Here is a 12,349-nt window from a genome sequence, read left to right as displayed (position 1 = left end):
CCTGGGTCGGCCCAGGGGTTTTAGTGGACGACTGGTGAGTCAGCCCTGCGGGCGCAGATGGGCCGCGCCTGCACTCGCCGAAAGTTAGGTATTTGTACTGTGAATTAGCGCACATCTGGCTTGGGCGATGCGTCTAGCTCGCGTATGCTGCGCCGACGTTTAGGCAACCACTTATAAGAAAATCGCCTATGACCGCATCGACTTCATCCGCTGGCGCCAATGGCTTCAGGCCGACTCCCGGGCGGGAAGTGGCTCAGCTATTCGCGACAGACATCGCCGCCGAACGCACCCGCATGCTCTATCAGGGCTCGCAGGTGCCGACCCTGTTTATGCTGCTCAGCGGCGTGGTGTGTGCCTTCCTGTTGTGGGGCGCGCTGCCACCAGTGCTGCTGGTCAGCTGGTCGGTCTGGCTGGTGATCCTCGCCGTGCTGCGCCTGGTGCAGGTACGCGCCTTCAACAATGCCTTGCCCAGCCGTCAGGCCGAACGCCATTGGCGCCGCCTGTTTCTGCTTGGCGCGAGCGCTTCCGGGCTGACCCTGGCGTTTGCCGCCATCGCTCTGGTGCCGGCGGATGTGTTCTACCTGCAGGCAGTAGTCTATGGCCTGATTGCTGCGGCGATCCTCTCGGCCAGCGTGGCTTATGCCATCAGCTTTACCGCCTTTCTCAGTTTTGCCTTGCCCTGCCTGCTGCCTTCGGTGGGCTATCTGCTGCTCAGCGATAACCCCCTGCAACAGGGCTGGGGCCTGCTTGGCAGCATTCTGTTGCTGGCCCTGCTGGTGGTGGCCTGGCAGGTCAACCGCCTGGTGCAGCGCAGCTTGCTGCAGCGTTTTCACAACCAGGCGCTGATCAGCAACCTGGAGCACGCCAAGATGCAGGCCGAAGGGCTCAACGGTGAGCTGGCCCATGAAGTGGAGCAGCGCCGCCGCGCCGAGCGCGAGTTGCGTCTGGCCCATGGCGAGCTGGAAATGCGCGTGGCCGAACGCACCCTGGAACTGGATGAAACCACCTACGCCCTGAGCAAGAGCCGCGCGCGCCTGACCTTGGCCATCGAAGCCAGTGAGCTGGGCCTGTGGGACTGGGACCTGCAGAGCGATGAAGTGCATCACTCGCGCCTCAAGGAAATTTTCGGCCTGGAGCCGCAGGCCGTGCAGGTGATGCTGCGCGACCTCAAGCCGCGCCTGCACCCGGATGATCTGCCGGTGCTGCGTCGCGCCTTGGTCGAGCATATGAAGGGCCGCAGCGACGACTATCAGGTCGAATACCGCATCAAGCACGCCGCCGGCCACTGGGTGTGGATCGAAGACCGTGGCCGTGCGGTCGAGCGCGACGCCGAGGGCCGCGTGCTGCGCATGCTCGGCACCCGTCGCGATATCAGTGCGCGCAAGGTGCAGGAACAGCAGCAACAGCTGGCCGCCACGGTGTTCGAGGCCGCCAGCGAAGGCATCGTGATTCTCGACCCCGACTACCGCCTACTGTCGGTCAACCAGGCCTTCAGCGACGTGACTGGTTATCGCCAGGACGAAGTGGTCGGCAAAAGCGTGATCAGCCTGATCAGCAGTGGCGACAGCCGCCGGCAGTACCAGATGATCCGCCTGGAGCTGGAAAACAGTGGCACCTGGCGCGGCGAGCTGATCGAGACGCGCAAGAACGGCGAGCTGTACCCGCAGTGGCTGCAGCTCAACGTGGTGCGCGATGCGCGGGGTAGCGTTAGCCATATCGTCGGCTTCTTCGCCGATCTGTCGTCGCGGCGCGAGGCCGAAGAGCGTTTACGCTACCTGTCGCATTACGACGAGCTCACCGGCTTGGCCAACCGCAGCCTGTTCAAGGAGCGTTTGCACGAGGCCAGCCAGCGCGCGCGGCAGGGCGGGCGCAGCATTGCCCTGCTGCATGTCGATCTGGACCGCTTCAAACTGCTTAACGACAGCCTCGGCCATGAAGTGGCCGACCAGCTGCTGCGTCAGGTCAGCCGCCGTCTGACCCAGGCGGTGCCGGAAGCCGATACTCTGGCGCGCCTGTCCGGTGACGAGTTCGCCATCCTGATCGACTCCTACGGCAGCCTCTCCAGCCTGGCGCGCCTGGCCAGCCGTCTGCTGAGCAAACTGCGTGTGCCGATGACCGTGGGCGGCCATGAGTTGGTGGTCAGCGCCTCCCTGGGCATCAGCCTGCTGCCGGATAACGCGAGGGAGATTTCCGCCCTGGTCAGCCAGGCCAATATGGCCATGCAGCACGCCAAACACCTGGGCGGCAACACCTTCCAATTCTTCACCGACAACCTGCAGGCCTGCACCCTGGAGCGCCTGCAACTGGAAAACCAGCTGCGCAAAGGCATCAACGAAGGCCAGCTGGAAGTCTTCTACCAGCCCAAGCTGTGCCTGGTTTCCGACAGCCTGAATGCCGCCGAGGCGCTGGTGCGTTGGCGCCACCCGGAGCTGGGCCTGGTGCCGCCGAGCGACTTTATCGGCCTGGCCGAAGAAACCGGGCTGATCGGCGCCATCGGCGAATTCGTTCTGCGTCAGGCCTGCCTGCAGGCGCGCGCGTGGCAGGTGCAGGGGCTGGCGCAGATTCGCGTGTCGGTGAACCTCTCGGTGCATCAGCTGCGTCAGGGCAACCTGCTTAGCCTGGTGCGCCAGGTGCTTGATGAAACCGGCCTGGCCGCGCAGTTCCTCGAACTGGAACTGACTGAAAGCCAGCTGCTGGATAACGTCGAAAGCGTGATCAGCACCTTCCAGCAACTGCGCGAACTGGGCGTCAAACTGGCGATCGATGACTTTGGCACCGGCTATTCCTCGCTGAGCTACCTCAAGCGCTTCCCGGTGGACTACGTGAAGATCGACCAGACCTTTATCCGCGACCTCACCCCTGGCAGCGAAGACGCCGCGATCACCCGCGCGATTATCGCCATGGCCCACAGCCTGGAGCTCAAGGTGGTCGCCGAGGGTGTGGAAACCCAGGCGCAGATGGACTTCCTCAAGAGCCAGCGCTGCGACGAGATCCAGGGCTACCTGATCAGCAAACCGGTGCCGGCCGAACAGTTCGCTCAGTTGCTGCGCGAGCAGGCCAGCAAGTTCTGATTGGCCGGCCGGCGGCTTGTCTGCCGCCGGGCTGGCCGCTACTGTCGCGCTTTCGCTGATTCGCAGGATGCTCCATGCAGCCCACTTCTTCCGCCGCCGCGGCTCGCCCGGCCAATGCCACCCTGATCCTGCTGGCCTCGCTGTATTGCGCCCAGGGCTTGCCCTCGGGGCTGCTGGCCCATTCGCTACCGGTGTTGCTGCGTCAGCACGGCGTTGATCTGGCGCTGATCGGCTTGCTCAAATTGCTGGCGTTGCCCTGGTTGCTCAAGGTGCTCTGGGCGCCGTGGGTGGATCGGCTGGCATCACCGCGTCTGGGCCATCATCGTGGCTGGATTCTGCCATTGCAGCTCGGCGTTATTAGCGTTGTTGCGGCCTTGGCGCTGATGAATCCGGAGCGGCTGTTCGACAGTCACTTCCTCTTGCTGATCGGCCTGTTGCTGCTGGTCAACCTGGCTGCCTCGACCCAGGACATTGCCACCGATGGCCTGGCCGTACGCCTTTTGCCGGAGCGCTGGCGCGGGCTGGGCAACAGCTTGCAGGTGGGCGGCTACAAGGTCGGCATGCTGGTCAGCGGCAGTGGTCTACTGCTGGCGATGGATGCGCTGGGCTGGAACCTGAGTGTGGCGTTGGTGGCGGTGTTGCTGGTGCTGATGACGCTGCCGATCTGGCGCTTTAACGAGCGGCGCGAGCTGCCATTTCAGCCGGCGCAGGCGGAGCCGGCCGGACCTGGGCTGCTGCTGCGGCATTACCGCGGTTTGCTGCTGCAGCCCGGCATGCTGTTCTGGCTGGCGGTGCTGCTGAGTTTCAAGCTGGGCGATGCGCTGGGCTCGCCGATGATCAAACCGATGCTGGTGGATCAGGGCTGGAGCAATGCCGAGCTGGGCCAGCTGACCCTGATCAGCAGCCTGGCCGGCATCGCCGGGGCGTTTCTCGGCGGCCTGTTGTATGCGCGCATCGGCGCGTTGCGCGCGCTGTTGCTGTTCGGTCTGTTGCAGGCTTGCGGGATCGCCGCCATGGCTGTGCTGGTGAATGCCGGCGGCAGCATCGGTCTGGTCTATCTGGTGGCGTTGTTCGAGCAGACCGCCGATAGCATGTCTACGGTGGCGCTGTTTGCGGTGATGATGCGCCAGTGCCGGCCCGAGCATGAGGGTGCGGACTTTACCCTGCAGGCCAGTGTGCAACTGTTGCTGGCTGGGCTGGTGGGTGCCACCAGCGGCTGGCTAGCCGAGCAGCTGGGTTTTGCCAATCTGTTTATCAGTGCCGGCGTGCTGGGGCTGCTGGCGCTGCCCATCGTGCTGTTGTACTTCTGGCGTAGCGCACGGCCGGCGGTCAGCGCGGTATAAGTCGCCGGCTTTTCGCCAGGGTGTTTCCTCTATTCCCACCTGTGCCGGGCGCTAGTTGTCCGGCAGACGCTCAACCGGATCAAAGATGGCTGCCTTTGCGCCTCGCGCGGGCAATCCTGCGGGCCTGTCCGGATTGAATAGAGGTGCGTATGCGCAAACCCGCGAGCCTGAGTGTTGGCCTGCGCCTGCTGTTGGCGTCCCAGGCCATGGCCCCGTTAAGCGTCAAGCTGGGGCTGGTGCAGCAACTGGGGGCCGAGAAGGCCGCGCTGCTGGCGCCGCATATGCCGCCTGGGCAGTTGCGTGAGCTGATCATGGCCATGCCCATCGAATTTGCCGCGGCGGTGACCACGCGCCTCGACCCGCGGCTGATCCTCGATACTTACCTGAGCCTGCCGGATAGCCTGCACCTGGAAGTGGCGCGCCAGCTCTGCGCCGATGGTGCGTTTGCCACGGCGGCGCTGTATGCCGAATGCCTGTCGGCCAAACAGATCAAGGTGCTGATCTACGGCATCAACGATGTCGACCATGTGCTGCAGATTGCCCGGCATATCGTCGATATGCCGCTGATCAGCGAGAGCCTGCGCAGTTTCTCCACCGGCTACCTGTGCAAACTCACCGAAGCTGCGGTGCTGGATCGCAATCTGCCGGTGGCCGCTCAGGTGTTGGGTGGCTTGTCACTGGCGCGGCAGGCGGATGTCTGCGCCGGCCTGGAACCGGTAACCCTGCGCAAACTGTTACCGCTGCTATTGCTGATCAGCGGTGATGGCTTGCGCAAGCAGCTACCGGAGGCGGTGCTGCAGGTTTTTGAGCAGCAGTGGGCCTAGTTATTCCATCCACTGCCGTTCGTGGCGTTCCAGCAGATTACTGGCCTGTTCCGGGCCATCGCTGCCGGCCGCGTAGGGGCGCGGGCTCTGGTAGTGCTGGTGCCAGCCCTTGATGATCGGGTCGACCCAGTTCCAGGCCGCTTCGACTTCGTCGCGGCGCATAAACAGCGTCGAATCGCCTTCGATCACGTCGAGCAGCAGGCGCTCGTAGGCGTCCCAGCGGCGCTGTTTGTGGAAGGCATCGGCCAGGTTTAGGTCGAGTTCCACCGGTTGCAGGTGCATGCCCTTGCCTGGGCTCTTGCCCATCAATTGCAGGCTGATGCGTTCTTCCGGCTGCAGGCGAATCAGCAGGCGATTGGCTTCGCCGCCGCCGAACAGCTGGTGCGGCACCGGCTTGAACTGGATCAGGATTTCCGAAGTCTTGTGCCCCAGGCGTTTGCCGGTGCGCAGGTAGAACGGCACGCCGGCCCAGCGCCAGTTGTCGATCTCGGCCTGCACGGCGACAAAGGTTTCGGTGTCGCTGTCGTTATCGACGTTCTTCTCGAAGTAGTAGGCCGGCACTTCCTGGCCGCCGATCTTGCCGGCGGTGTACTGGCCGCGCACAGTCTTGTCCTGCACGTCGAGGCCGGTGATGGGCTTCAGCGCTTCGAGGATTTTCACCTTCTCGTTGCGCACCGCCTCGGCGTCGAAACGTACCGGCGCTTCCATGGCCACCAGGCATAGCAGCTGCAGCAGGTGGTTCTGGATCATGTCGCGCATGGCGCCGGCTTTTTCGTAGTAGGCGCCACGGTTTTCCACGCCAAGGGTTTCGCACACGCTGATCTGCACGTGGTCGATATGCCCGGCGCGCCAGATCGGCTCGAACAGCGCGTTGGCGAAGCGCAGCGCCATCAGGTTCTGCACTGTCTCCTTGCCGAGGTAATGGTCGATGCGGAACACCCGCGACTCATCGAACACCGCGCCGATGGCGGCGTTGATCGCCTGCGCCGACTGCAGCGAATGGCCAATCGGCTTTTCCAGCACGATGCGCGCCTTCGGCCCGGCCAGGCTGGCGACCTTCAGGTGCGAGGCGATGTCTTCGAACAGATCCGGCGCGGTGGCCAGGTAATAGATGCGTACCCGCTCATGGTCTTCCCCCAGGCGTTTGCCCAGGCGGCCGAAGTCGGCGCTCTGGCTGGCGTCCATGGCGAAGTAATCGAGGCGCGCGGCGAAGCTGGCCCAGGTGTCGTTGTCGAAGTCGTTGCGCGCCACCTGAGCGCGGCAGTGTCGCTCGGCCAGGGCCTGAAAGGCTGTACGGCTATGGGCGCTGCGCGCCAGGGCAAGAATGCGCGTGTCGCCATGCAGGCGACCTGCGCGATGCAGGTGATAGAGTGCTGGCAGCAGTTTATGCAGTGCCAGGTCGCCGGTGCCGCCAAACACCAGCATGTCGCAGGGAATGCTCAAGGTGGGAACTCCGACTCGGTTTAGCAGTGCGGCGGCGGCGGCCATGTAGTATAACTACAAGACCACTACAACCTGTCTTTCGCCGATCATAACCGAGTCATGACTCCTATGCGGCGTGCTAGATGGATTCGTTAGCCAAATGTCGAGCCTAAACCTGTGAACCTGTTGCAGCACATTGCCCAGTCGCGTCATCTACTCCGCAAATCGGAACTCAAGGTTGCCGACCATGTTCTGCTCGACCCGGCGTCGGTCATGCACAGCTCCATGGCCGAGCTGGCGCACAGCGTCGGTATCAGCGAACCGACCATCGTGCGTTTCTGTCGGGCGATTGGCTGCACCGGCTTTCAGGACCTCAAGCTGAAACTGGCGCAGAGCTTGGCCGCAGGCGCCAGTTTCGGCCAGTTCGCGATTCATGAAGACGATTCGGTGGCGGACTTCAGCCTGAAGATCTTCGACACCACGCTGCACACCCTGATCGAGGTGCGCGAGAAGCTCGACACCCAGGCCCTGCAGCAGGCCATTGCGGCCATCGCCAACGCCCAGCGCGTGGAGTTTTACGGTTTTGGCGCATCCGGCGCGGTGGCGGCGGATGCCCAGCACAAGTTCTTCCGTCTGCTACTCACGGCAGCGGCCTATTCCGACCCGCATATGCAGGCGATGAGTGCGGTGACCTTGAAGCCCACTGACGTGGCCATCTGCATCTCGCAATCCGGTCGCTCCAAGGACCTGCTGATCACCGCCAACCTGGTGCGTGAAGCCGGCGCGACGCTGATCACTCTGTGCCCGAGCCAAACGCCGCTGGCCGACCTGGCCACCGTCAACCTGGCCATCGACGTGCAGGAAGACACCGAGATCTACACCCCGCTGACCTCGCGTATCGCCCACCTGGTGGTGATCGACGTGCTCGCCATGGGCGTGGCCATGGCTCGTGGCCCAGGCCTGGTTAACCACCTTAAGAGCGTCAAACGCAGTTTGCGCAGCCTGCGCCTGTCGCCAAAAGCGCATAAGAGCAGCGAAGACTGAAACCTGTTCAGGATCTGCTGCGCGTCGGCGATCCTGCGTTAAAAACGGCCTCGAACTGCTCATTTACAAACCGTAAACTCCGCGTCCTCGGCCGTTTTTGCCTTGTCTCGCTCTAGCTCGCGAGATCTTGAATCAGGTTTCTGCGCCGCTAATTTCATCGCCACGTTATCGCGTGGCCATCAAAGCGTCATATCCAGGGTCGATGCTGGTACTCCCCTTATTCAGCTTGGGAGTTGCACCCTATGTCTGGCTATCTGGATAAACCGCAGTCTCACGAAAGCAGCGACGCCAAGGCCCGGCGCAAGCTGCTGGATCAGCGCCGCATGGAATATCGCCGCGCGATTGAAAGCTATGCCGAGCGGCGTCAGCTGCAGCATGAGTTGATCGATTTTCCGGAGTTGATCGCGACCAGCTACCTGCACGGCCTGCAGGCTGCCAGCAAGAAAGACGCATCAGCGGCTGCGTGCTGAATAGGCGAGGGTGGGTAGCGAACCTGGAGCCGTTTAAGGCGGCTCCAGGCTGCTAGGCCTTACTCGATATTGACGGTGTAATCCTCCACTTCACCGTAATTGAAGGTGCCACACGGCACGGGCGCGGTGTTGTAGCGCATGGCCACCCGCATGCGAGTTTTCCCGGTAGCGGCGCCAGCGGGGAGCACCAGATTGCCATTCACCGCCGTGCTGAGCGCGCGCGCGGAGGTGAACAGCTCTTCACCCGCGTCGGTGAAGTCGCCGTCTTTGTTCAGGTCGACCCATACCTTCCAGTACTCGTTATAAGCCGAGCCGGCAAACTGCGGCGTCAGGCGCAGGCTGTTGCTGCCCCGTTGCAGGTTAACCACCTGGCCAATGCGCGGTTCAGTGAAGTCGCTGTAGGTGCTGGCGCCTGAGCTGCGGGTGAAGCTGCCGAAGCTGACCTGGCTGATCCACTCATCGTTGGCGTTACCGCTGGCTGCGCTGCAGTAGTTCGGCTGCGGCGTACCGGTGCCGATCACCAGAAATGCCGCCGAGACTGCGCCCCAGGTGCCGGACGCATCCCGCGCGCGGACATACACGGTGTGCTTGCCAGGCTGTAGCCCGGTGGTGGCGATGCTGCCGGTCAGACCTTCGGTCTTACCATTGAAGCTGCCGTCCAGTGGCTGCAATGGCATCGCCTGAGCGCCTGACTCCCAGGGCGCCTTGTCGATGTAGTACTCGGCGGCGGTGACGTTTTGCGTGGGTTCGGTGCCATTGCGGGTGCTGAAGCGCAGGTCACTCGCGGTGGCACTCAGGGTGACCAGGGTGCCGGCCGGCACGCCGCTGGACGCATTGCCACTCAGCGCAAGGTTGCTGATATCCGGGCCGCCTGGGGTGACGTAGGGCGTACGCACCACCTTGGCCGCGTAGATCAGGGCCGGCAGGTTCTTCGGTTTGACGGTGTTCTGGTAGACCGTACAGGTCTGGAAGAACTGTGTGCCCAGCTCGAAGGTGTAAGCGGCAACGCCCAGCTCGCCATAGCTGACCCCATCACTGGTGCCGTCGGTCGGGTAGAGCCCGATGGACTGCTGCGGCGCGTAGCCATTGAACAGGGCGAACTTGCGTCCCAGGGTCTGCAGTGCGGTGCCATTCGGCGCGGCCTGGCTGGTATCGCCCCACGGCCATAGCACCAGTTCGCTGTAACTGTGGATATCCAGGTGGATGCCGCTGGTATCGCTTGGCGCTGCATCATTCTTGCCGGGGCCGCGACGATCCGGCCAGAGGCTGCGCACATAAGCTTCCAGGGTCTGGATTTCCGGCTCGGAGCCCGCGCTTGGGCCGCGGTAGGTGTCATTGCAGGCACTGCCGCTGGAGCCTTGGCCGTTGGTGCTGTTCCAGCCGAAGGTGAAGTTGCGGTTGAGGTCGGCACCACGGCTGTTGCTGTTGGCGCCGCAGTAGCTCTGGTTGGCATTCTTGCGCCAGGACAGCCCGGTTTCGGCTTTTTTGCGGCCGTCTGGGTTGGTTTGCAGCATCAGATGGACCTCGTGGTGATCGAGAATCCAGGTGGCGTCGGCATCGGTGCCGTAGCCGTTGACCAGCCAGCGGGCGAAATCCAGCACCAGTGGGGCCGTGGTGTACTCGCGGGCATGGATGGCGCTGTTGATAAACAGCTTGGGCTTATTGCCGGTAATAGCTTTGTTGGTCAGCTTGAGCACGCCGATGTCGTGCCCGCCCTGGCCGTTGAGCTTTTCCCAGGACTGGCCAACCAGCAGCCATTCGGCAATACCGGGGAACTGGCTGGCCATGCCGCTGGCCACGCTGTAGGTGCTTTCTAGGGTTTCATAGCAGGCGTAGCCGGGGATGCTGGCCAGGCTTGCGTCGCTCATCGCTGTCGCGCTTTTCAGGCTGCGCTGTTGCAGGCGATTCTGGATCAGCGTGAGGACTTCATTGCGCTTGGCAATAAACTCGTTGGCGGTTTCGAAGGTAAAGCCAAAGGCCGCGAGTTTTTCCTGCTCTTCTTCGGTCAGCTCCATGATCAGGTAGCCCTGTTCATAGTGCGACTCAAGCAATTGACCGTGGAAGCTGATGGCCGCTTTGCGGGCAATGTCTTCGTTGGGGAAAAACGCCTTGTACACCTGGTTGGCGGCTTTTTCCTGCTCCAGCAGCATAAAGTCTTCTTGGGGGTTGGCCTGTGCCTGAACCGTGTTGAGCATGCAAAGCGCGGTGATGCTGGCACTGATGGCGAGGGTTAACTTCCGCTTTCTCATTCTTGAGATTCCTATCCTTCACTTATTGTTTATCCGCCCCCGATAAGGAACGGTGTGTTTTTTGCCCCCTTGTGGAGGGCGAGGGATGTTTGGCAGTGGAAGCTCTTGATGCCGAATGCGTTGGCGCTACTGCATGCCGCTGAACATCTTGTTATGAGAGGCAGGCCGATCTGGTACAAGAGTGCAAAGGAACTTAGAAGGCGCTTTAAAGCCTGTCAATTTCTTCGTAGATCGCTGTCGTTTTTCGTATTTTCACGACATATAGCCGACACGATGCCGACCTAAATGATGGCTACTGGCTATGTATGGCAACCTTATAAGGAGGGATTTATGCAAGGGATCAACGGGGTGCGCGTTGGCATGCTGCTGCTGACCCTCGGGCTAGCTCTGGGCTGTACCTCAGGCGGAGCCCAGCAGCAGGAGAGCGCTGATGAGAGGCGCGCGATGGCGGCCGAGTGGACCCAGCTGAGGCAGGCCAAGGGGCATTTTGCCGGTGGCGAGTGGCAGCAGGATCTGGATGCCTGGCAGGGGCGCAAGCATCAGCTGATGCAGGGGCTGGCCGCAGAGGTGCTGGCTACGCATAGCGATACGTCGGCTGTGCTGGCGCTGCTGGGCGAGCCGGATACCAAGGTCACGGCCGATCAGGCGGACTACGCCGACTGGCAGCGCCGCGCGGATTGGCAAGGCAGTCCGGGGCCGCTGCTGTGGAGTTATCACTGGCGCGGCCAGCATGATCAGCTGCTGGTGGCATTCAGCGAGGGGCGGGTCAGTGCGGTGGGTTGGTTATATGCCTGGGAGTAGTGTCGCCGATGGGCTCGGCAAAACGCTCAGCCAGGGAGTTGATCAGGCTGCGTTGATCGCGCACGAAGGCGAAAAACGCCTGGGCCACCGGGGACAGGTATTTGCTGCGCGGGTGCACCAGGCACCAGCTGCGCAGCAGCGGCAGCTCGGCCACAGGCAGTTCGCGCAAGGCGCCGCACTCCAGCTCGCGGCGCACGGCGTGGCGTGGTAGCAGGGCCAGGCCGAGACCGGCGATGACCCCTTCGCACTGGCCTTCCATGGAACCGACTTCCAGGGTCTGGGCGAAGTGCGCGCGTTTCTGGTGGCAATAGTCCTCGCAGGCCTGGCGAGTGCCGGAGCCCGCTTCGCGGATCAACAGCGGGAACGCTGTGAGGTCCTGCAGGCTCAGAGGGCCCTGTGTGCACAACGGGTGATCGGGTGGGGCGACGGCGATAATCGGGTTATTAAGGAAGGGCAAAAATTCCAGATTCATGTCCGTTGGCACCCGCGACATGATCAGCAGGTCATCGCGATTGGCGTTCAGGCGTTTCAGCGCCTGGCTGTGATTGGTGACCACCAGCTGCAAGTTGACTTCTGGGTATTGCTGGCGAAAAGCGGCAAACAGGTGCGGAACGAAGTACTTGGCGCTGGATTCTATGGCCAGGCTTAGCTGCCCCTGCAGCGAGCCTTGCAGGTCGGCGAGCTGCATATCGAGGCTTTCCAGGCGGCCGAAAATATCCGCGCTGGCGCGCAGCAGGGCTTCGGCGGCCTCGGTCAGGTAGAGCTTTTTGCCGACATAGTCGAACAGCGGCTGGCCAATCAGCTCCTCCAGCTGGCGAATCTGCAGGCTGACCGCCGGTTGGGTCAGGGCCATTTCCTCCGCCGCGCGGCTGTAGGAGAGATGGCTGCACACCGAGCGAAACACCTGGAACTGACGAAATGTCATACGCAGCAAAGACTTACGCACGATTTGCACCTGTGTTTATGAGTCGCTCAGGCTCAACTATAAGCTCTAGCTAATACATAGCCCAATAATTATTGATTTTGGTTAATCACCAAGCCGGCGTAGCGTGAGTGCCTGACCGCTTCTGCTGCTGCGGTCACACGTCGACCGGTTTTGTCGGTTGCCTGCTCACGTGATCGAGG

The 12,349-nt window shown here is 62.5% G+C and carries 9 protein-coding genes; 6 read left to right on the top strand and 3 right to left on the bottom strand.

Annotated features, from left to right (window positions below; all coding sequences use genetic code 11):
* Positions 1-188: 188 nt before the first annotated feature.
* From ACQ4LH_RS00210 to ACQ4LH_RS00200, 3 genes are all read left to right on the top strand, one after another.
* On the top strand, positions 189-3,071 hold the full coding sequence (locus tag ACQ4LH_RS00210) for a putative bifunctional diguanylate cyclase/phosphodiesterase (RefSeq protein WP_430695301.1): 2,883 nt from the start codon (positions 189-191) through the stop codon (positions 3,069-3,071).
* A gap of 74 nt (positions 3,072-3,145) precedes the next feature.
* Complete coding sequence (locus tag ACQ4LH_RS00205; RefSeq protein ID WP_430695300.1) at positions 3,146-4,414, top strand: MFS transporter; 1,269 nt, start codon at positions 3,146-3,148, stop codon at positions 4,412-4,414.
* A gap of 149 nt (positions 4,415-4,563) precedes the next feature.
* Positions 4,564-5,238, top strand: coding sequence for a hypothetical protein (locus ACQ4LH_RS00200; protein ID WP_430695299.1), 675 nt, complete (start codon positions 4,564-4,566; stop codon positions 5,236-5,238).
* On the opposite strand, the gene zwf is transcribed toward ACQ4LH_RS00200, so the two are convergent.
* Entirely contained in the window at positions 5,239-6,726 is a 1,488-nt protein-coding gene (gene zwf / locus ACQ4LH_RS00195) for a glucose-6-phosphate dehydrogenase (protein ID WP_430695298.1), read from the bottom strand.
* 111 nt (positions 6,727-6,837) lie between these two features.
* Between zwf and hexR the strand changes: the two genes are divergently transcribed.
* Together hexR and ACQ4LH_RS00185 are read left to right on the top strand one after the other, a co-directional pair.
* On the top strand, positions 6,838-7,704 hold the full coding sequence (gene hexR, locus ACQ4LH_RS00190; RefSeq protein WP_430695297.1) for a transcriptional regulator HexR: 867 nt from the start codon (positions 6,838-6,840) through the stop codon (positions 7,702-7,704).
* A 242-nt stretch (positions 7,705-7,946) separates the two neighbouring features.
* Positions 7,947-8,174, top strand: coding sequence for a PA3496 family putative envelope integrity protein (locus tag ACQ4LH_RS00185; protein ID WP_430695296.1), 228 nt, complete (start codon positions 7,947-7,949; stop codon positions 8,172-8,174).
* A 59-nt stretch (positions 8,175-8,233) separates the two neighbouring features.
* On the opposite strand, the gene ACQ4LH_RS00180 is transcribed toward ACQ4LH_RS00185, so the two are convergent.
* Positions 8,234-10,423, bottom strand: a complete 2,190-nt coding sequence (locus ACQ4LH_RS00180) for a M14 family zinc carboxypeptidase (protein ID WP_430695295.1) — start codon at positions 10,421-10,423, stop codon at positions 8,234-8,236.
* Positions 10,424-10,753: 330 nt separating this feature from the next.
* Here ACQ4LH_RS00180 and ACQ4LH_RS00175 point away from each other — a divergent pair, with 330 nt between their 5' ends.
* Positions 10,754-11,224: a hypothetical protein gene (locus ACQ4LH_RS00175; RefSeq protein WP_430695294.1), complete on the top strand. Its 471-nt coding sequence runs from the start codon at positions 10,754-10,756 to the stop codon at positions 11,222-11,224.
* Here the strand turns inward: ACQ4LH_RS00175 and ACQ4LH_RS00170 are convergent.
* Positions 11,190-12,170, bottom strand: a complete 981-nt coding sequence (locus tag ACQ4LH_RS00170; RefSeq protein WP_430695293.1) for a LysR family transcriptional regulator — start codon at positions 12,168-12,170, stop codon at positions 11,190-11,192. The two genes, ACQ4LH_RS00175 and ACQ4LH_RS00170, sit on opposite strands and share 35 nt — an antisense overlap.
* Between the last annotated feature and the right edge of the window lie 179 nt (positions 12,171-12,349).

This window comes from Pseudomonas peli (assembly GCF_050563605.1).
In the GTDB taxonomy this organism is placed as follows: Bacteria; Pseudomonadota; Gammaproteobacteria; order Pseudomonadales; family Pseudomonadaceae; genus Aquipseudomonas; species Aquipseudomonas peli_A.
The sequence above is the reverse complement of the archived record's forward strand: the minus strand, read 5'-3'. Positions and strand labels throughout refer to the sequence as shown.

What these genes read in the sequence shown, in the direction of transcription:
- ACQ4LH_RS00210 (WP_430695301.1), top strand. Translation starts at nt 189, where the DNA reads ATGACCGCATCGACTTCATCCGCTGGCGCCAATGGCTTCAGGCCGACT.
- ACQ4LH_RS00205 (WP_430695300.1), top strand. Translation starts at nt 3,146, where the DNA reads ATGCAGCCCACTTCTTCCGCCGCCGCGGCTCGCCCGGCCAATGCCACC.
- ACQ4LH_RS00200 (WP_430695299.1), top strand. Translation starts at nt 4,564, where the DNA reads ATGCGCAAACCCGCGAGCCTGAGTGTTGGCCTGCGCCTGCTGTTGGCG.
- zwf (WP_430695298.1), bottom strand. Translation starts at nt 6,726, where the DNA reads ATGGCCGCCGCCGCCGCACTGCTAAACCGAGTCGGAGTTCCCACCTTG.
- ACQ4LH_RS00185 (WP_430695296.1), top strand. Translation starts at nt 7,947, where the DNA reads ATGTCTGGCTATCTGGATAAACCGCAGTCTCACGAAAGCAGCGACGCC.
- ACQ4LH_RS00180 (WP_430695295.1), bottom strand. Translation starts at nt 10,423, where the DNA reads ATGAGAAAGCGGAAGTTAACCCTCGCCATCAGTGCCAGCATCACCGCG.
- ACQ4LH_RS00175 (WP_430695294.1), top strand. Translation starts at nt 10,754, where the DNA reads ATGCAAGGGATCAACGGGGTGCGCGTTGGCATGCTGCTGCTGACCCTC.